General features: G+C 62.8%; 18 protein-coding genes. 7 read left to right on the forward strand and 11 right to left on the reverse strand.

Annotated elements, in window-relative coordinates:
* Window positions 1-86: 86 nt before the first annotated feature.
* From O6760_RS15750 to O6760_RS15765, 4 genes are all read right to left on the reverse strand, one after another.
* Window positions 87-935, reverse strand: coding sequence for a 23S rRNA (adenine(2030)-N(6))-methyltransferase RlmJ (locus O6760_RS15750; RefSeq protein WP_269580664.1), 849 nt, complete (start codon window positions 933-935; stop codon window positions 87-89).
* Window positions 932-1,456, reverse strand: coding sequence for a GNAT family N-acetyltransferase (locus O6760_RS15755; protein WP_269580665.1), 525 nt, complete (start codon window positions 1,454-1,456; stop codon window positions 932-934). Before O6760_RS15755 ends, O6760_RS15750 begins: the two co-directional genes overlap by 4 nt.
* Before the next feature lie 174 nt (window positions 1,457-1,630).
* Window positions 1,631-2,458: a cold-shock protein gene (locus O6760_RS15760; protein ID WP_269580666.1), complete on the reverse strand. Its 828-nt coding sequence runs from the start codon at window positions 2,456-2,458 to the stop codon at window positions 1,631-1,633.
* Window positions 2,459-2,671: 213 nt separating this feature from the next.
* Window positions 2,672-3,769 (reverse strand): DUF1176 domain-containing protein, encoded by a 1,098-nt coding sequence (locus O6760_RS15765; RefSeq protein ID WP_269580667.1) that lies wholly within the window; start codon window positions 3,767-3,769, stop codon window positions 2,672-2,674.
* 237 nt (window positions 3,770-4,006) lie between these two features.
* On the opposite strand from O6760_RS15765, the gene O6760_RS15770 reads away from it, so the two are divergent.
* Window positions 4,007-4,645, forward strand: coding sequence for an MBL fold metallo-hydrolase (locus O6760_RS15770; RefSeq protein ID WP_269586290.1), 639 nt, complete (start codon window positions 4,007-4,009; stop codon window positions 4,643-4,645).
* Window positions 4,646-4,664: 19 nt separating this feature from the next.
* Here the strand turns inward: O6760_RS15770 and O6760_RS15775 are convergent, their stop codons facing one another.
* The 4 genes from O6760_RS15775 to O6760_RS15790 all read right to left on the reverse strand — a co-directional run bounded on the left by O6760_RS15775 (window position 4,665) and on the right by O6760_RS15790 (window position 8,218).
* Window positions 4,665-5,669: a DUF1402 family protein gene (locus O6760_RS15775; protein WP_269580668.1), complete on the reverse strand. Its 1,005-nt coding sequence runs from the start codon at window positions 5,667-5,669 to the stop codon at window positions 4,665-4,667.
* 215 nt (window positions 5,670-5,884) lie between these two features.
* Entirely contained in the window at window positions 5,885-6,244 is a 360-nt protein-coding gene (locus tag O6760_RS15780) for a DUF6665 family protein (RefSeq protein WP_269580669.1), read from the reverse strand.
* A gap of 37 nt (window positions 6,245-6,281) precedes the next feature.
* Entirely contained in the window at window positions 6,282-7,655 is a 1,374-nt protein-coding gene (locus O6760_RS15785; protein ID WP_269580670.1) for an MFS transporter, read from the reverse strand.
* The gene (locus tag O6760_RS15790; RefSeq protein WP_269580671.1) at window positions 7,652-8,218 is read right to left on the reverse strand and encodes a chalcone isomerase family protein; all 567 of its coding nucleotides are present in this window, start codon (window positions 8,216-8,218) and stop codon (window positions 7,652-7,654) included. The genes O6760_RS15785 and O6760_RS15790 overlap by 4 nt, the downstream gene beginning before the upstream one ends.
* A 292-nt stretch (window positions 8,219-8,510) precedes the next feature.
* Between O6760_RS15790 and clpS the strand changes: the two genes are divergently transcribed.
* The 3 genes from clpS to O6760_RS15805 all read left to right on the forward strand — a co-directional run bounded on the left by clpS (window position 8,511) and on the right by O6760_RS15805 (window position 11,145).
* Complete coding sequence (gene clpS / locus O6760_RS15795) at window positions 8,511-8,813, forward strand: ATP-dependent Clp protease adapter ClpS (protein ID WP_269580672.1); 303 nt, start codon at window positions 8,511-8,513, stop codon at window positions 8,811-8,813.
* A gap of 179 nt (window positions 8,814-8,992) precedes the next feature.
* Complete coding sequence (locus O6760_RS15800) at window positions 8,993-10,006, forward strand: NAD-dependent epimerase/dehydratase family protein (protein ID WP_269580673.1); 1,014 nt, start codon at window positions 8,993-8,995, stop codon at window positions 10,004-10,006.
* Window positions 10,007-10,014: 8 nt separating this feature from the next.
* Window positions 10,015-11,145 (forward strand): aminotransferase class V-fold PLP-dependent enzyme, encoded by a 1,131-nt coding sequence (locus O6760_RS15805; protein WP_269580674.1) that lies wholly within the window; start codon window positions 10,015-10,017, stop codon window positions 11,143-11,145.
* Window positions 11,146-11,151: 6 nt separating this feature from the next.
* Here O6760_RS15805 and O6760_RS15810 read toward each other — a convergent pair whose 3' ends face one another.
* On the reverse strand, window positions 11,152-11,754 hold the full coding sequence (locus tag O6760_RS15810) for a sugar transferase (RefSeq protein ID WP_269580675.1): 603 nt from the start codon (window positions 11,752-11,754) through the stop codon (window positions 11,152-11,154).
* 190 nt (window positions 11,755-11,944) lie between these two features.
* The gene (locus O6760_RS15815) at window positions 11,945-13,435 is read right to left on the reverse strand and encodes a hypothetical protein (RefSeq protein ID WP_269580676.1); all 1,491 of its coding nucleotides are present in this window, start codon (window positions 13,433-13,435) and stop codon (window positions 11,945-11,947) included.
* Window positions 13,436-13,975: 540 nt separating this feature from the next.
* On the opposite strand from O6760_RS15815, the gene O6760_RS15820 reads away from it, so the two are divergent.
* Window positions 13,976-14,428, forward strand: a complete 453-nt coding sequence (locus O6760_RS15820; protein ID WP_269580677.1) for a hypothetical protein — start codon at window positions 13,976-13,978, stop codon at window positions 14,426-14,428.
* Between the two features lie 89 nt (window positions 14,429-14,517).
* Window positions 14,518-14,874 (forward strand): hypothetical protein, encoded by a 357-nt coding sequence (locus tag O6760_RS15825; RefSeq protein WP_269580678.1) that lies wholly within the window; start codon window positions 14,518-14,520, stop codon window positions 14,872-14,874.
* Window positions 14,875-15,138: 264 nt separating this feature from the next.
* Here O6760_RS15825 and O6760_RS15830 read toward each other — a convergent pair whose 3' ends face one another.
* A complete protein-coding gene (locus O6760_RS15830) occupies window positions 15,139-16,344 on the reverse strand; it encodes a DUF1176 domain-containing protein (protein WP_269580679.1) in 1,206 nt (401 codons plus the stop codon).
* A gap of 243 nt (window positions 16,345-16,587) precedes the next feature.
* Here O6760_RS15830 and O6760_RS15835 point away from each other — a divergent pair, with 243 nt between their 5' ends.
* Window positions 16,588-17,730, forward strand: coding sequence for a caspase family protein (locus O6760_RS15835; RefSeq protein WP_269580680.1), 1,143 nt, complete (start codon window positions 16,588-16,590; stop codon window positions 17,728-17,730).
* The last annotated feature ends 206 nt before the right edge of the window (window positions 17,731-17,936 follow it).

The following is a 17,936-nucleotide window of genomic DNA, read 5'->3' on the forward strand; positions in this document are numbered from 1 at the left end:
CCGGAAGGCAAACAGTAAGGGAGACGATGGGGGAGGCTGTCCTCAAGGTCAAGCTTACATCCCGGCAAAAGTGGCCGGGTCGGCCTTTATTCGCCGATAAGCTGTGTCACGGTCCAGCCGGCGCCCGGTCCCTGGTGCAAGACGTCCGTGAGCCACGGCAGCACCAGCCGCATCTCGTCGGCCAGTGTATAGGGCGGATTGATCAGGGTCATTCCGGAGCCAAGCATGCGGGTGTCCGGGCCGCTCTTGCCGACAGTCAGTTCCAGTGCCAGGACGTCCTTCACGCCGGCATCTGCGAAACTGTCATGCATCCTTCGGATGGCCCGTGCGTCCTTGAGGGGATACCAGAGCGCATAGGTTCCCCCCGGCCATTTCCTGTACGCCTTCAGGATCGCTTCACCCATTCGCGTGAATTCGTCCGTCACCTCGAAGGCAGGATCGATCAGGACCAGACCGCGCTTTTCCTTGGGGGGCAGAAAGCTGCCCATTGCCAGCCAGCCGTCAAGATGGATGGCCTTGACCTGATGATCGCCGGCGAAGTGCTCCGACAGCATCCTGAAGTCCTGCGGATGAAGTTCGGTCAGCGTGAGACGATCGTTCTTGCGCAGGAGCCGGCGCGCGACTTCCGGGGACCCGGGATAGATCCTGAGACCGCCCTCCGGGTTGAGGGCCCGCACGACATCAAGCCAGGGCTCGAGCAGCTCTGCGACCGGTGCCGGCATATCGGCGTCGAGAACCTTGGCGATGCCCTGTTGCCATTCGCCTGTCTTCCGGGTTTCCTCCGACGCCAGGTCGTAGACCCCGATGCCTGCATGTGTGTCGAGGATCCGGAACGCCTTGTCCTTGCGCTGGAAATAGGAGATCAGACGCGCCAGAACGATGTGTTTCAGTACATCGCCGATATTGCCCGCATGATAGGCGTGCCGGTAGTTCATGGTTTCGCCTGGCCAGCCGGCTGGGCTGCCCGTTTCAGGTAGACAACCGCCTTGTCGCCGTGGTCGGCCTTGCCGACTTCTTCAAAGCCCAGGCGCTTGTGAAACCGCAGCGATCCCGGATTGGGGGGGCGCTCGTTGACCTCGCACAGAAAGACCTTGCCGGTTCCGGCGTATCGCTGAAAAAGTGCGCCATAGAGAGCGTCGCCAAGCTTGCGGCCGCGCATGGTCTCATCCACACAGATCCGGTCGGTATAGGCGAAGTCGGTGAAACGCTCGCTCAGCCAGACATAGTTGGGGCTGTCATAGTCGACACCGTGGCCGAGGCAGAGCAGAAAACCGGCCGGTTCGCCGTCGGCTTCGGCCACGAGACAGACAAGAGCGCCGTTGATCAGGTCGAGAAACGCCTCCGCCGTGAGGTCGCTGACCGCCGGAACCGCCGCATTGTTCATGGTCAGGAGGGCACTGAGATCGCCCGGCAGAAACGGGCGGACGGTCGGAGAAGAGCGCTGATCTGAAGCCATGAGACTACCTGGAAGAGAAAGGGAGCTGCCTTATAGGCGGTTGGGCCGGTGCTGAAAAGTCTCGCCGGGGATCTGAAATGACAAGGGGGCTGAAATAAAACAAGGGCGCGACCACTGCCGCGCCCTGAAAATCAGGTCATTCATACGCCCTGGCGAAAGGCGTGCCGACCGGTGTCAGTCTTCAGCCGGAGGGCTGTCCGGGGCTGCGTCGCCGCCATCCTCTTCGAGGATCTGCAGATTGACGGCTTTCGGTCCCTTGCCGCGCCGGTCGGGCTCGGTTTCAAAGGAAATCCTCATGCCGCTGTCGAGCGAGGAAAGGCCGGAGCGTTCAACGGCAGAAATGTGTACGAACACATCCGCATCGCCCTCATCCGGAGTGATGAATCCAAAGCCCTTGTCGGACTTGAAGAACTTCACCGTTCCGGATTGACGTGGACCGCGCTCCACCGGAGGGCCGTCGCGTCGCGGACGTTGCTGGCCGTAACCGCCACCGCCTTCACGCTGGCCGTAGCCGCCGCCACCTTCACGCTGGCCGTAGCCGCCGCCGCCTTCACGCTGGCCATAGCCGCCGCCGCCTTCACGCTGGCCATAACCACCGCCGCCTTCACGCTGGCCATAGCCACCACCGCCTTCGCGTTGACCGTAACCGCCACTGCGACCGCCGCCGTAGCCGCCGCCGCGACCGCCACCGTAACCGCCTTCGCGGTCACCACCGTAGCCGCCACCACGACCGCCGCCGTAACCGCCTTCGCGGTCTCCGCCATAGCCGCCACTGCGACCGCCGCCATATCCGCCGCGGCCACCATCCCTGTTATCGTCGCGGCCGTAGCCGCCACCAAAATCGTTATTGCGACCACCCCGGTAGCCGCCATCCCGGCCACCGCCAAAATCACCACCGAAATCGCTTCCGCCAAAATCACTGCCGAAGTCTTGCGGACCGCCAAACTCGCGCTTGCCGCCGCGCCGACCACGCGACCGCCGGTCCGAATCGCCATCGTGCATTACCAAATCACCCTAATTTCCGTGCCAACCCGGCACATAACGACCAATCTCACCCGCCTTCACAGTCGAGTCACTTCACCCGGACGCAGCCTGTACGTCCGTCAACACTCCAGGAGCGGGTCGAAGCAATCCTGCCGCATCCCACTCCAACCGCTGCGTCATCATCATAAGGTCGGGAAAGCGGAAATCGCAAGAAAATCCTTGGCAAAAGCTCTAATTCGACGCGTTTTTGGGCGGCCAGGTACTTGACCAGTTGGACAAGTCAGGTTCCGTACCGTCACATGTCGTTCTGGTTGCCTCTTCCAGCAGCACCAGCCCGGTGCCGTTCCAGACCCAACGGTTCCACAAGCCGCATTCGCCGACACCGGAGCCCTTGAAGTAGCTGACAAGCTGCTGATCCGCGGGGATCCACTTTGCGTTGTAGATGAGGTCCGTTGCAATCGGACCCTTTTCGGACATGCGCGCAACATGGACCTGGCGGGCCGCGCCGTCCTTGCCGGACAGCACGGACACATAGGGGCTGTTATAGGCGGTCGGTGCGCCGCAGGGAATGATGTAGAGGGATGCGCCTTCGGCCAGCGGCACCCTGACCGCGTTCAGGCTGGCGAAGATGGTCGGATCGATTTCGGAACACAGCCGGTTGGCGGACCAAACGGCGGCGACTTCCGGCGGCAACTGGTCGGCACTCATCAGCGCGACGGCGTGAGGCGCGTCCTTGGCCGGCTCCGTGCCCGGGGCCACGATCGCGGAGACCGTCCCGGTCCGTTCCTGCCGGTTGTCGAGCCACAGCAGGCTTGCTTTCAGTCCCTGCAGGGGGACGGGCACGCCAACAGGGTCGGCTCCGTTGGCCGCCGGCAGCCGGATCGTCAGTTCCGCCCCGGAGCGCATGGCTTCCAGAAGCGTGAGCGTGGCAGGGCCGGTCGGATACCAGAAGCCTTCGCCTCCGAGCGGGCGAAAACCCGCCGGCGGATTGACCGCCGACTGCATTTCCCGCAACTGCTCTATCGGCAGGGCTTCGATCGCCTTGCCGTCCACCTCGAACTTCAAGGTGCCTTCCTTGGGCAGTTCGGTGTTGGTGGTCAGGCGCACCAGCGGCTGGGCTTCCGCGTGCCAGTCGCGCACGATGCGCAGATCGACCCAGACGGATTGGCTGCGGGTGAAGGAGGACGCAAAGCAGACGCCGGTATTGCCGCAGTCGACCGTCCAGCTATCGAAACTTGGCACCGTTCTCCCGGGCTGCGCCATCGCGCCAACGGCGGTCAGGAATGCCGCGCTGGCGGAGATCAGCAATGTCAACAGTCTTGGCTTCATCAGCTCCGGCTACCCGATTGTGTCTGGCATCTTCTCACAGGCCCAATCATCTTGTACGAAATGCACGCGGCAAGGTGAAGCCGCTAGTGAACAGAAACACGAAACCGGGTGGCGTTGTCCCGTATTTGTTACAGGGGTGGCGTGAATACCCTGCCCGGGCGCTGCGATGAGGAGGCGGTCATGCCGCAGGAAAACGAAAATGCCGGCATGGACGACCAGAAGGAAGGCAGCGGCGACATGCCGCCGATCCAGGTCATGGTCATCGTGGTGTCCGCATTCCAGCAGAACTGCTCGCTGATCTGGGATCCCGCCACGATGCGCGCGGCGGTCGTTGACCCGGGTGGAGATATCGACCGGATCCAGGCTGCCATTCAAAAGCAGGGTGTCACGGTCGAGAAAATCGTGCTGACTCATGGTCATATCGACCATGTCGGCGGTGCCGCCGACCTGGCTGAAGCCCTCAAGGTGCCGGTTGAAGGCCCGCATGAGGCGGACAAGCCGCTGATCGACCGGGTTGCCGAGCAGGCAGCCCAGTTCGGCGTTGACGGCGTCAGGCCGGTGACACCGGACCGCTGGATGGTCGAGGGCGACACGGTGGAGATAGCCGGACGGTCCTTCGAGGTTCTGCACTGCCCGGGGCATTCCCCCGGCCATCTGGTCTTCTTCGACCGGGAGCTGCGTTTCGCGATTTCCGGGGATGTCCTGTTTGCCGGGTCGATCGGACGCACCGATCTGCCGGGTGGCGATCACGCCGCCCTCATCAGCTCCATCAAGGAAAAACTGCTTCCGCTCGGTGACGATGTCGCCTTCCTGCCGGGACACGGCCAGGCGTCAACCATTGGCCAGGAACGCGAGACCAACCCGTTTCTGACCTAAGTCCTCAAAGGCCTGGCTGTCAGAACAACGCCTGCAGGTCGTCGATCCGGTCATTGACCAGCCAGCCGTAATAGTTCTCGCGCGGCCAGCTCTGGCCACTGCGGCGGAACTTCGCGGCGCGGCTCCAGGGATCACCGAGATTGTAGAGCGTTGCGGTGAGGCCGGGGTTCTTGGAAATATCGACCTTGCCGACCGACTTGTAGGCTGCGATGGCGTCCTGGATGATCGCGGCCATGTAGTGCAGCGAGATGTTCGGATCCATCGTGGCCTTGTAGACTTCCTTGGGATTGGAGGCCTCCAGTTTCCTGTAGCTGCTCTGGCGCGCCACACGGTCGGTCATCTTCAGGACGGTGAGCGGGCTCAATTGGCCAAGACCGAAACTCTGACCCGAGAAGAGCGGCTGGAAGAAGGCCTCGTTGAAGTTCTTCTTCGGGTAGCGCACGCCCTCGACCTTGCGGCCCCGGAACTTGCTGTTCCAGACATTTTCGTAACAGGACCAGCGCCTGTCGCTGCTCTTTTGAATGTGGTCCTTGCGGCAGCGGTCGAATTGCGGCCGCTGGACGAAAGTGTCGACATGCTCGCCGTTGAGTTCGAAGTCGAACCGGATCCCGGCATAGGACAGGGCCTTGACGTAGTAGGACTGGGCACTGTCGAGCGTGTCGTAATTGTAGGTGTGCTCGCCGACAATGGCACCGACGATATGGATCGGGTCGATGCCGTATTTGGAGGCAATGCGCTTGATCGACCCCATCAGGCGCCGGTCGCGCTTCAGGACGGCCAGGACCTTGTCGAACTTTGCGTCATAGGAGGATTTCGATGCCGAGGTGCGGCGCGAGGACGCGAACGGAATTCTCGGCTGGGACCGGTAGCGGTTGCCTTCAGGCACGGTGCGCACCGACTGGGCCTCGGCGGGGCTGGCGGTGACCAGCGGCAAGGTCACGGGGCTGGCCAGCACTGCAAAGAGCAGGCAAGCCGTCAATATCCGGGTGGCGAAGTTAAGCTGACGGGGCTTCCTGCTCATCATGACCGTTTTGCGCCTGGCGTTGTTGTGTATGTGGCGCCGGGCACATGCCTTTGCGCCAGCGAGCCATAGCTGTCTCACATAGCTCGCCAATTGCGACTGTAAATAACTCATCTTTATAAAAGCCCCCAGAAAAAACCACTGGTGCATGCAAGATGCAACCGGTTCCTTTTCCTAGGATGAGGCCATCAACAAAGAAGTGATGGTCATCACAGGCATCATGTTTTTTGGGACATGGCAGATTTCCCGAGGCTTGAAGCGGGCCCCATACGAAGCCGCACCGCCTTGGGAACGCCCAGGAAGTCATAAAAGGCACGGTGTTCGCGCAAGCCGCAAAGCTCCCGCTGAATGGTCACATGCCACAGGGCTTCACCGGCTTCCGCCAGACTGTGCTGCAAGCGCTCGCGGTCCGGTTCAGTGTCGGCGCCGGCCGCCGCCAGTTTCTCCAGTGCCTGTTCCAGCTTCTTGTTCAGCCGGGCAAGCGTGGCGGCCTTCTCGTTGAAGATTTCCTGTTCCAGGGCGGCTGCAAGGGGATCCTTGTCGGAGATGCTGTTGAGGCTGGGCGGTCGGACAGTCATGAAACAAACCCGTTCGGGAGTGGCAGTGCGCTCAGGCTCACACGGTCAAACAGGTAGGAGCAAGGTCTTTTTCGAACCGGATCAGGCCGATCAGCGCCAGAAGTTTCAAAATGCAGGGCAGCCCGGCGTAGATGGCACTCAGAAGGACATTCAGATCGGCGGACATGTCCGTGCCGGGATGGTACCCGAACAGGCCCAGCAGGGGCAGCGCGAGCCCGGTTGCCAGTGCAAGGGCCGATTTCGACAGGAAGGCCATGATCGAAAACAGCCGCGAAGCGTCGCCCTGGCGGTTGTCGGCATCGATATGGTCGGCCAGGATTGCCGGCGGCAGGGCAAGGTCGGCACCAAGGGCCAGGCCGGAGAATGCGCAGACCAGCGCGTAGGCGGTGATGTCGCCCTGCTGCAGAAGAGCCGCCCAGCAGAAGGTGAGGATCGCGGCGGCAAGCGACGCCTGCCAGGCCCGGATCTTGCCGAACCTGTCCGCCAGACGGCTCCAGAGCGGCATGGAAAGGGCGCCGGAAAGGAAATAGATCAGGAGAAACAGGCCTGTATAGGCCTCCGCGCCAAGCCGGTCGCGTATGAAAAACAGCACCAGGACGGCGGGAATTGCGCTGGCGAAGGTATTGATGCCAACGAGCGCGAAGAACCGCATGCGCCAGGGATGGCGCAACAAGCGGCCCCATCCATTTGCCACTTGTCCGTTTTGAGGAAGGTGAAGCGGTGCGCCGCGCATCCAGCGCACGAACAGCCAGCAGGCCAGGGCGAGCAAGGGCAGATAGCCGAGTGCCAGCCAGTGAAAGGCGCGCTCGGGCCCGACGGATTGCGTCAGGACCGGCGGCACGACCGCGGCGACCAGCAACCCGACCAGCCCGGCGGCTTCCCGGGTCCCGGTGATGCGTGTGCGATCGGCCGACCGGCTTTTCCAGAGGCCGCCCAGGGCCTGGAAGTTGATCGAGACCACCGAAAACCCTGTGGTGCAGATGAAGACGGAGACGGCGAACCAGACCAGCGGCAGGCCGGGGACAGGATGAAACAGCATCCAGAAGCCCAGTCCCAGGAGCATCGCCCCGGCTGCCAGGATGAGCGCACGCCAGTGATGGAACCGGTCGCTCAGGCTTCCGATGACCGGATCCTGGAGTGCGTCGACAAGGCGCAGCAGCAAAAGCACCGCCCCGAGGGAGGCAATGGATTGCTGCAGGGTCACGGCATAGAAATCCGGCGCGTGCAGGTAGATCGGCAGCCCTGCAAACGCAAGCGGAAAGGCCATGGCCGCATAGGCCGCGAGGTTGCGCGCCGAAAGCGGGACCGGTGATCCCTCCGTGTCCATGCCGGGTACGCCGTCAGGATAGCCCGGTTCCCGTCGGGAAGGGGACGGCGGCACTGCGCTTGTGTCCCCCGTGGTCAGGGTCACGTACCGGCTCCGACCAGCCGCGCCCTGAGTTGCGGGTTCCGGGTCCGGTTGCCGAGCCAGATTGCGAAGAACCTTTCGGTGAAGGCCGGATCGGAAATCGTTCCGAGCTTGCGGTTACCGGCGTAAAATACCGTGCTTCCGTTCGACATGCGGACCCCGGTCAGGGATTGGCCCTTCGCGACGTTGGGAAAGATCGCCCGCATCTGCCGTTCCCATGCGGCCAGCTGGCTCTTCGAGGCACTCCCCTGCCGCCGGATTTCGTCGACCGAGCTTTCCGCAATCGCCTCGCCCTTGAAATTGCGCAGGTAGGTGAGCTTCAGGGCGAAGGGGGCCGAGGCGCGATAGGTTCCGCCCGGCGCGTAAAGCTCGGCGTCGAACACCTTGAAGCCGAGATATGTCATGCGTCCCTTGCCGACCAGTTCGGCGGAAGGCACGGATCGCGCCGCGGCGGCGAGATCCGCCCGTGCGGGGGCAAGGGGGCTTGCAGCTGCCATCAACAGCGCCAGCGCCGCAACAGCCGCCGGTCTCTTGGCGATTGTGACAGGCCTGCGAGATATAGCCATGGTGTCCTCCGAGGGTCGTGTTTCCAGTCAGTCCGGGAAGAATACGCGGCAAGGTCCGCCGCGGATTGGCGGGACCCTGTCCGGGGCACCGTGATGTTTTCTTCGATTTCGCGATGCGGTATACTGATGGCAACAAGGATCCCGCGGAACATTTCCGGCGGCCACGACGTGGCGGCACTTCGCGCAGGATCCGCGAGAACCAGACCGGATGGCAATTCCGGTAAATCCAAATTCTTGGGTCCTGACCCCAGACACGTGACAATGCGCGCCTCGCGCTTCCCGGGCCAGTGTTATGAGTGACATCGATCTGAAACCGAAGCTTAAGCAGAAGACCAAGACCGCTCGGCCAAAGCTGTACAAGGTCATTCTGCTCAATGACGACTACACGCCGCGTGAGTTCGTGGTGTTGATCCTGAAGGCGGAATTCCGGCTGGACATGGCCCAGGCGGAAGTGGTCATGCTGACCGCACACCAGAAGGGGGCCTGCGTCGTCTCCGTCTATCCCCGGGATGTCGCCGAAACCAAGGCGACCCGCGCGATCGATGCGGCCGGCAAGCTCGGCTACCCGTTGCAATTCACCGTCGAGCCCGAGTGACGGTATCCGCGTTTCCCATTTCTTGATGTCGTCCGGGCCGCCCTCCGATCCAGGATGTCCGCTGGGCTTTGTCCTGGAGGCCGGACAGGCAGGGGGCCCGTTCGCAGTCCCGGCACGGGCTGGCACGAATTCTGCTGATAATGCAATCAAATGCTGTATTGATCGGGAATTGTGCCAATATGAAACAATGCGCAAAGTCAGTTGCACCGAAACAAGACATTTCCTTTCGCAAGGTCGTTGTGACCGGCGGCCTCGGCTTTATTGGAGCCCGCGTCTTCAAGCAGGTCAGCCGCATGGCGCATGTTGCGGAAACCGTCATCCTGGACAGCGTCTCCTATGCCGCGGATTTCCGCAGGCTTGCCCCGGCCAGCGAAGCCGGGGACCTGCCTGTCCTGCGCGGTGATATCCGTTCCAGGATCGACGTGGCCGCGGCGCTTCACGAAGCCGATGCCGTCATCCATCTCGCGGCGGAAACGCACGTGCCGCGTTCCTTCGCCGACCCGGAACTCTTCTTTGACGTGAATGTGACCGGAACCGAGACCCTGCTGAAAGGTGCCCTTGAGGCCGGCGTGAAGCATTTCATCCATGTCAGCACGGACGAGGTTTATGGCGCGGTGACGGACGATGTCCGGGAAACCGCTCCGCTGCGTCCGACGTCGCCCTATGCCAGCTCGAAGGCCATGGCGGAAGAGGCGGTGATGATGGCGGCGCAAGACGGCCTGAACGCCACGATCCTGCGACCGACCAATGCCGTCGGAACCGGTCAGCATGCGGAAAAACTGTTCCCGCGTTTTGTCATGCGGGCGCTGAAAGGACAGCGCCTGACGATCGAAGGCACCGGCAGGCAGGAAAGAACGTTCCTGCCCGTCGGCGATCTTGCCGCGGCGATCGGTCTTGCCCTGAACACGTCCGGGACCGATCCGCTTCGTGTCTTCAACATTTCCGGCGAGGAGGACCTTTCCGTGCTTGACGTGGCCCGGCTTGTGTTCGCGGCGACGGGAAAGAACACGGGGCTTCACTATGTGCGGGACCGGATCCGGAACGACGTGGCCTATCGCATCGACGATACCGGCATCCGGGGTCTCGGCTACCGGCAGAAAAGCTCCGTGGACCGGGAACTGCGCGCGATCTGCGCGGAACTCGGTGCCCGTGCCCGGCGGCAGCCCGAGCATCTGCGCACGAGGGCCGAATGAGGCCGGACATGTCGGCAGGGCAGCCGATCCGCTTCCATGCCGCCCATGTGCCGCCAGCCACCCATGATGCGGTCGCCGCGGCGCTCGCCAGCAAACACCTGCGCGCAGGTGGCGGTTTTTCCAGCAAGGCGCGGGCGCTTGTCGGGGCGCATGTCGGCCATGACCGGGTGTTCCTGACCAATTCCTGTACGTCCGCGCTCGAAATTGCCGCCCTGGCGCTTGATCTCGGCCCGGAGGACGAAGTCGTCGTGCCGTCCTTCACGTTTTGCGCAACGGCAACCGCGTTCGCGCGCATGGGCGCCCGGATCATTCTGGCCGACACCGATCCGGCGACCATGATGGTGACGGCGGAGACGCTGGAGGCCAGGTTCACCAGCAGGACCCGGGCCGTTGTGGTGGTTCATTATGGCGGCGCGGCAGCCCCGATGACGGAAATCCGGGCCCTGTGCGAAAGACGCGGTGTCGTCATTCTCGAGGATGCTGCCCAGGCCTATGGGGCAACACAGGACGGCCGGGCCGTTGGAACGGCGGGCCTCTTCGCTGCCTTTTCCTTCCACGAAACCAAGATCATCAGCAGCGGGCACGGCGGGGCGCTGGTGCTGAACAGCGATGATCCGGTGCTGAAGGACCGGATCGAGGAACTGCTGGCACGTGGAACCAATTATCCCGCCTTTGCCCGCAAGGAAGTCAGCCATTACGAATGGACTTCCGTTTCCTCGAGCTTCGAGATGCCGGATCTCAACGCGGCTCTGCTCTACGGCCAGCTCCGGCATGCCAGCGAAATCCTGCTCAAGTGCCGGGCGATCTGGGCCTATTACGAGAAGCGCCTGAGCCGTCTTCCGGTGGACATCCTGCGCCCGGACGCGGCGACGCGGGCAAACGGCTACAGCTTTGCCTTCCTGTGTCCCGACCGGGAGGGTGCCCGGCGGGTGCTGGCGGGAAGCGACAGGCGTGGGCTCGGCCTGCAATCGCATTACAAGCCCTTGCATTTGTCCCGGTATGCCGGACACATCGATGCCGCCAGCTGTCCGGGAGCCTCCTCAAGCTGGGCTCGCCTGGTCCGTCTGCCCGTGCACATGGGCCTTCGACCGGAAGATGCTGCCCGGATCTGCGCTTTCCTGGAAACCGAACTTGGTTGAACGGCGTCATTCGCGGTAACGGGGCGATCCGATCCGCTTGACCAGGACTGCCATCGTCGCCAGTGCCAGGCGCAGGTTGGCGCCCGCTGACGGGCGCCTGAAATAGGCCGTGTCGATCACCAGACGCTTTGGCAGGATATCGCGGGCATAAGCGGTTTCCAGGTCCTCGGCCCCCTCCAGTTTCCGGAAGTTTTCCAGCGCCCACAGTGTTCCGGGACTGAACAGGCCCGGCTTGAAATCCAGCGACCGGCGCATTCTTTCATTGTAACACCGGTCCACGATGCCCGGATCTTCGGGACGGGGGCCGAAAAACGCCATGTCGCCGCGCAAGATGTTGATCAGCTGCGGCAGTTCATCGATCTTGGTGTTGCGCAGGATGCGGCCGAGCGCCGTCACGCGGGCGTCGCCGACCGCCGTGATCGCGGGTTCCAGGGTCTTGCCGTTGCGCATGCTGCGGTACTTCACCATCCGGAAGGCCCGCCCGTCCTTGCCTGTCCGGCCGGCGAGATAGAGCGGAGACTGGCGGTCAACGACCCAGACCAGCAGGGCCAGCGCGATCATGAACGGGGCCAGCAGGAGCAGCAGGATGGCGGCAGTAACCTGTGTCACGAGCGTTGTCATGGGAACCGGGCTGGCATCTTGATCGCGTTTATTTGGGCTGGGGTTGCGGTTTTCAGGCCTGGAATGCGGTGTTTCGGGCAGGGCCGGATGCAGAAAACAACAGCCCCGGACTGATAGCCGGGGCCGTCTTGACGAACATTCGGGTGCCGGACGGATCACACCCGGCCGGGGGCACGGGTCAGTCGCGCAGCTTGACGATCTTGTCGTCGCCGCCGCCCGGAGCGTCATCGTCCGGACCGTTGTCATCATCGCCGTCCGAGGTGAGGGTGTCGATGTCCATCGGATCGAGTTCCGCCGACAGGGGTTCGGTGATGCCGAGTTCCGCCGCCGGGTCGCTGCTTTCGGTCAGACCGAGTTCCTCGGCCGGTCCCCGGCCTTCCATCGCCATCTGGTAGTTGGCAATGACGGACTTGAGCTGGACGATCTGCTCGTTGGCGGTGTCCACCTGGATCTTGTAGCGCTGCAGGCGCTTGTTTTCCTCGATGAGGTCTTCCAGGTTGTCGGCGAATTTCTGGTTTTGGTTGCGCTGGTGGTTGAGGTCCGTCAGGGCCGAGTTGTAGCGCAGGTTGACCTCTCGCAGCTTGGCGGTGGTCGCCATCAGCTCGTTGCGGTCCTTCTCGTGGTTCTTCTGGGCGCTGTCGAGCAGGTGTTCGATTTCCTGCATGCGCTTGATCAGGTCGCGGTTGCGTTCCTTCAGCGTGGAATTCTCGCGGGCCATTTCCTGCAGCGACTGGGCGCCGATGCGGCGCTGCGAGGACAGGTTCTCGATTTCCGCGTTGAGCGCGTAGACCTCGTTGTCGTGCTTGCGCTGCTCTTCCTCGAGGCGGGACTTGGCGTAGACCAGCTCCTGGCTGGACACGTCCAGATGGGATTTCAGGTCGATATTGTCATTGCGGAACTCGACCAGTTCGCGTTTCACCGATTCCAGTTCGCTGGTGCTCTGGTTGTTCTTGCGGACCTCGTCCTCCAGCAGCTTTGCGCTTTCGGAGAGGTTCTGCTGCAGTTCCTTTTCCCGGTGCCGCACGGCTTCCAGGTCGGAGCCCAGGCCTTCCGCGTGTTTTTCCAGGGTTTCGAACTTGGCCTTCAGGTCGTTGAGCTGGCCGCTGAGGTCGGACACCTGGGAGTTGGCCTCGACCAGCTTGGCGCTTTGCAGCCGGTATTCCTCGTTGACCTTCTTGTTGTTGTCGCGGATCGAGACGATGTCGTTGCGCGCCGTTTCCAGGGCCGTGCGGGTCTCGGTCGCGCGCTTGCGCAGCGAATGGACTTCCGCCTGCGCGTCCTCGAGCTGGGTCGTCAGCGTCTTGACCTTGTGCTCGGCGTCGAGCAGGTCGGTGGAGATCTTGGCATTCTCGGATTTCAGCCGGACCTCGGTTTCGACGCTTGCGCGGGAAACTTCCAGGAATTCCGACATCATGCGGATCGAGGTCTGGCTTTCCGCGGCGAAGGCCTCCATCTGCTCGAAGGTCTGGTTGAGCCCGCCGATACGGGACTTCAGCCCGTCCAGCTGATTCATCTTTTCCTGCATTCTCAGGGCAAAGGGCGAGAGATGCTCGACATTGGTCTTCTCGGACGTCTCAACGGCGTCCTGCGTGCTGCCTGCCTCCGCCCCGGTCTCGACCCGCTGTTCCTGGCCTTCGCCCGGTCGCGAGGATTTCGAGAAAATGCCCATTCCTGTCTCCTGACTTTCACGCCGGCGCCGCCCGGCGAGAGATACGCAATACCTTTACCCTTTATTAACCCATAAGGCCCGGGGGTTTCAACGACTCAGCGCGAACCGGCGCCAGAATACATTGTGAAGTGTTACCCCAAAAAGACAGATATCCCCGGGATTTTAAGGGATTTGCTTCTATGGTTAATCCCCGGGGCCGTGCGAACGCTTCAGGTGCCCGGCCGTCTTCGGCCGGTACCGGTCCGGTTGGGCACGTTGCAAGATGGCTTTCCTGTATCTTTGGCGCGAAATTACTTGTATTCCGCGAAGCATATATACGTACTGTTACTGTGCGCAATTGATATTTTTCTCAAATTCGCTCATTGTTCGATAGTTGGTTGGTTCCGATTAAGGAGGTCCGCCAAGATGAACTTATCTCGAATACGTGAATTTTGGAGCCGAAAATTCGGCCGCTGTCCGGCTTGCATGCGCGTTGCCTTGTGGGCAGCTGTCTCCTGTTTTGGCGGAGCGGTCCTGTCGGCGGTCGCGGGGGGCGGGGCCTTGCCAACTGCGATACTGGGTCTGGCGGGAGGTGTCTTCGCCGTGCTGAGCCTCGCCCATGTTGCCAGCTATGCCGTCCGCCGGGCCCGAATGGTTGCCCGCGCTGCGCATGGGCGCATTGTCCCGGTCGGTGAGCATGCGGTGCTGCCGATTCCGGCAGGCGGCCCGGGCGAGGGGCTTACGCGACGCGGCTTCGCAGTGCTGGTTCTGCGCTATGCCGGCCTGGCGGCGGTGGCATCGATCGGCCTGACGGCACGCGCCAGGGCCGATTGCGGTGACTGTGCCGCCACCTATGGCGCGGGCTACCTGGATTGCATCACCTACTACTGCAATGACATCGGCCAGACCTGCTGCCCGCCCGGTTACCCCTATCTGAACCATTGCGACTGCACCTGTTACGACGGCACGGGTTTCGACTGCGGCAGTTATTCCAACTGCAATTACTGCGGCTGACGCCGGTGCCAGGTTGACGTGGCCGCTGGCGCGCGCAGAAATAGGGCCTTGTTCAAATGCGCTTTTCGGTGCCCTTCCCGGAGGATTTCATGCAGTTCCCGATTGTCCCGATCCTGCTCTGTCTTGCGCTGGGCAGTGCCCCGGCATCCGCCTATCAGCAGTTCCTGACCTACCGGATCGCCGGCCAGGACATCCAGTCGATCACCCTGGCCCCGCATGCCGACGAGAACCCGGCGGCGATGACGTTGAACCTGCAGTCCTCGGGCGGGAGCAGCGATATCCTGATCGAGTCCGATGGCGGCCTCGACGCCTGCAAGACGGAACTGGAATACATCATCGGTTCGAAGGACGCCTATGCGGAAATCGTCGTCGACATGAACGCCCGGACCATGAACGGCGTGATGGTGCTGCAATGCGCGACGTTTTACGGTCTGTTCGGGGAGTGAGGGGCGGTCGGCAACGCCGGATCAAGGGACCGCAGCGCTGGCCAACTCCTCAGTGGTCATCCCCGACGCGCGCAGCGCGATCGGGGACCCATTGGTTGCCGTGACTTGTGGAAGGGGCAGTGTGGTTCGGATCGGCTTTGCCCGTTCCTGGTGTCCGCCCGACTGGCGACGTGGATTGGGTCCCGGCTCAGGGCCGGGATGACGCCGCGAGTGGGGCGATGTCTTCGCCCCGTTACCGTTGTCCTATAGTCAGGCTAACCGCTCTCAGCCCCCCATCTCGTCGATGGTCCAGCTGAGCGGCCAGCCCTCGGGCGGGCCTGTGACGCCGTCGCAGTCGGACTTTTCCAGATATTCTATCAGGACGTAGTTGCCGCTTTCTGCCTCCACCTCGTGGCGCTCGAACGCGCCGCAATCATAGTTGGGCGAAAAATAGGTGGTGCCGGTGACCTGGCCGCTCGACGGGTCATAGAAGAGGTTGTTGACCAGGGCGTGGTTCGGCTGGTTGAAGCCCGGCGGGGTCTCGAATTCCTTCCATTCGTCGAGGGACGGGTTAAAGGGAATATGGGTCGCCATGTAGAAGGGCACGTTGGCGTCGGCCATCTGGCACGGCACGATCCAGGTTTCCACGTCACCTTCCGCAAAATAGTGCGCGCCGAAGGCCGGCACGGTTTCCTCGAGCTGACAGTTCAGGGCGCGGAAGCCCATCATCTGGATCTCGTCCGGAATCTCGCTGAGCTCATAGACCTGGCCCTGCGGCCCGCGATCGATGCCGCTGTTGTTGGTCTCCTGGGACGGCATGATCGGCGGCGGCAGGTCGTCCACCGGCGCGGTCGACGCCGTGTCTGATGCCGTGTCGGGGGCCGGAGCAGGAGGGGGCGCAGCCTCGGGCGCCGATGCAACGGAAGGGGCCGCGATGGCGGCGTCGGCGTCCGCCGGCAGCCCGCCCCAGGCGACAATGGCGTCAGTGCGGCCGATGCGGCCCTGTTCGGAGTCGATCTTCAGGAGCGCATGGGTGATGCCCTTCAGCGAGACCTCGTAGGTCAGCGTGCCGGTGGCACCGCCGAACTCGATCTGGATCGCCGCGTCCTCGCCCATGCGCAACTTTTCCATGAGGTCGCGGTCCGCCGAACCGCCAAAGGTCATCTCGTTGCCCTTGTAGACCTTGGAGACCTTGCCGAAATAGCCGTAATTGTCCTCTTCCAGGCTCTCGATCTCGATGCGTGCCGGCAGCCCGACGGAAAGCTCCGTGGTCGGGTCGAAGGTGACATAGACCTCGCTTTCCGCCTTGGCGCCGCGCTCGATCTTCAGCCGGAACGCTTCGCCATTGGAGGCATCGCCGTCCGTTTCGGCGATGCAGTAGTTCTTGGCGTTGCAGGAGACCGACCAGTCGCCGAAGTCCGTGGCGGTCAGTTCGGCCGACGCCTGGCTCGACGCCAGCCCCAGAACGGCCAGTGGTAAAACAAATCGCATAAGCACCCTCTTTCCCGGACAGTTCCCTGCGGGCACCGCCAGATCCTGTTCGTGGAACCGTTGGCCGGTTCGCGTCTTGAACGAAATTACTATTAGTAACAATGGCGTGGGATCCGGCGGTGTCAATGAATACCTTGTGGGGACCGGCGTAGTCCTGACCAAAGGTCATTTTGCGGCGAGGGCGTGGATTTCCGTGTAGACTGCGGGTTCGTGGACAAAAGCGAAACCAAAAGCGTGGTGCTCATGAAACCGGTTCTTGTTCGTCTCCTTCTGCCCCTCATCGTCGCTCTTTGCACCGTTAGCGCCGCCCGGGCCGCCAGCACCGCACTGATTATCGGCAACTCGGCCTACCAGGACGTCACGCCGCTCGACAATCCAACGCACGATGCCGATCTTGCCGCGCGCACCTTTGCGGCGCTCGGCTTCGACACCGTCGTGGTGCTGGATGCCGATGCGGCGACGATGCGCGCCGCCCTGGCGGAGTTCAAGACCAGGGCCGCCGATGCGGAGATCGCCGCGATCTTTTATGCCGGCCACGGCGTGCAGGCCAACAATGTCAATTACCTCCTGCCGACCGACACCGGCGCCGCCACGAAGGAACAGTTCGAGCAGACGGCAATCAGGATGGAGGAATTTCTGGACGCGCTGTCGGCAACGACCGGGGTCAAGCTCCTCATTGTCGATGCCTGCCGCGACAATCCTTTCGCCGCCACCCGTGCGCTCGCCAGGGGCTTCAAGAGCGATTCCAAGGGCCTGGCCCGGGTCAATCACCAGCTCCGGGACCTGATGGTGGTCTATTCGGCCCAGCCTGACCACCAGGCGCTCGACGGAGACGGTGACAACAGCCCGTTCATGGAGGCTTTTTCGGCCGTTCTGACCGCAAAGGACAGTGTCCGCCTCACCGAGGCGCTGATCGACATCACCAATTTCGTGCGCACCAAGACGGCCAACAAGCAGCTGCCCTATACCGAGGGCACGCTGTCGGTGCATGTCCAGCTGACCCGGCAGGAACCGCTGCAGACGGCGGCCGAACCGCCGGTCTGTCCGGCGGACGGCGAGGTCCTGTCCCTGCGGGATCTGGAAGACTACGTGGAATTCGACGACGGACCGTCGGGCCTTGTGGTGAGCGACGCCGGGACGCGCCTGCTGGAACTCTGCCCGAAAGACGGCGGGATCCTGGTGCATGGCCGCTTTGACCAGCACTTCTCGCCCGCCGACCTGCGCGATCCGGTGAACGAAGGCGCCGGCTATTATTTCAAGACCGGCGACGGCAGCGACGCCCATCTGTGGTTCTATGCCGAGGAAGATGCCGAGGCCCCGGCGCAGATCGGCATCTATGTCAATGGCGACGAAATCACCTGGATCTCCACCGGCTGGGTGTTCTGATTTTTTCAAAAGGGCGCGCGGGTTCGCGGCCTGGCCGCGGGAGCGCCTGCCGGTGTCTCCGGGCGGCGAACGGCAAGACGGCATTGATCCGCCACAGGCACCATCCTGCCGGCACTGTCACTTCTCGCATTGACAATTCCCGGGGCCGCGGCTCATGTGGCCGCGCCGGACCGGCCGGGCAGGACGATTCCGGGACGGCACGAGAT

The organism is Roseibium sp. Sym1 (assembly GCF_027359675.1).
In the GTDB taxonomy this organism is placed as follows: domain Bacteria; phylum Pseudomonadota; class Alphaproteobacteria; order Rhizobiales; family Stappiaceae; genus Roseibium.

Bases quoted from the DNA above. Each gene is read 5' to 3' on its own strand.
- clpS (WP_269580672.1), top strand. From the start codon at position 8,511: ATGAGTGACATCGATCTGAAACCGAAGCTTAAGCAGAAGACCAAGACC.
- O6760_RS15750 (WP_269580664.1), bottom strand. From the start codon at position 935: ATGAACTACCGGCACGCCTATCATGCGGGCAATATCGGCGATGTACTG.
- O6760_RS15775 (WP_269580668.1), bottom strand. From the start codon at position 5,669: ATGATGAGCAGGAAGCCCCGTCAGCTTAACTTCGCCACCCGGATATTG.
- O6760_RS15760 (WP_269580666.1), bottom strand. From the start codon at position 2,458: ATGCACGATGGCGATTCGGACCGGCGGTCGCGTGGTCGGCGCGGCGGC.
- O6760_RS15755 (WP_269580665.1), bottom strand. From the start codon at position 1,456: ATGGCTTCAGATCAGCGCTCTTCTCCGACCGTCCGCCCGTTTCTGCCG.
- O6760_RS15800 (WP_269580673.1), top strand. From the start codon at position 8,993: ATGAAACAATGCGCAAAGTCAGTTGCACCGAAACAAGACATTTCCTTT.
- O6760_RS15780 (WP_269580669.1), bottom strand. From the start codon at position 6,244: ATGACTGTCCGACCGCCCAGCCTCAACAGCATCTCCGACAAGGATCCC.
- O6760_RS15790 (WP_269580671.1), bottom strand. From the start codon at position 8,218: ATGGCTATATCTCGCAGGCCTGTCACAATCGCCAAGAGACCGGCGGCT.
- O6760_RS15830 (WP_269580679.1), bottom strand. From the start codon at position 16,344: ATGCGATTTGTTTTACCACTGGCCGTTCTGGGGCTGGCGTCGAGCCAG.
- O6760_RS15770 (WP_269586290.1), top strand. From the start codon at position 4,007: ATGCCGCCGATCCAGGTCATGGTCATCGTGGTGTCCGCATTCCAGCAG.
- O6760_RS15815 (WP_269580676.1), bottom strand. From the start codon at position 13,435: ATGGGCATTTTCTCGAAATCCTCGCGACCGGGCGAAGGCCAGGAACAG.
- O6760_RS15825 (WP_269580678.1), top strand. From the start codon at position 14,518: ATGCAGTTCCCGATTGTCCCGATCCTGCTCTGTCTTGCGCTGGGCAGT.
- O6760_RS15765 (WP_269580667.1), bottom strand. From the start codon at position 3,769: ATGAAGCCAAGACTGTTGACATTGCTGATCTCCGCCAGCGCGGCATTC.
- O6760_RS15805 (WP_269580674.1), top strand. From the start codon at position 10,015: ATGTCGGCAGGGCAGCCGATCCGCTTCCATGCCGCCCATGTGCCGCCA.
- O6760_RS15835 (WP_269580680.1), top strand. From the start codon at position 16,588: ATGAAACCGGTTCTTGTTCGTCTCCTTCTGCCCCTCATCGTCGCTCTT.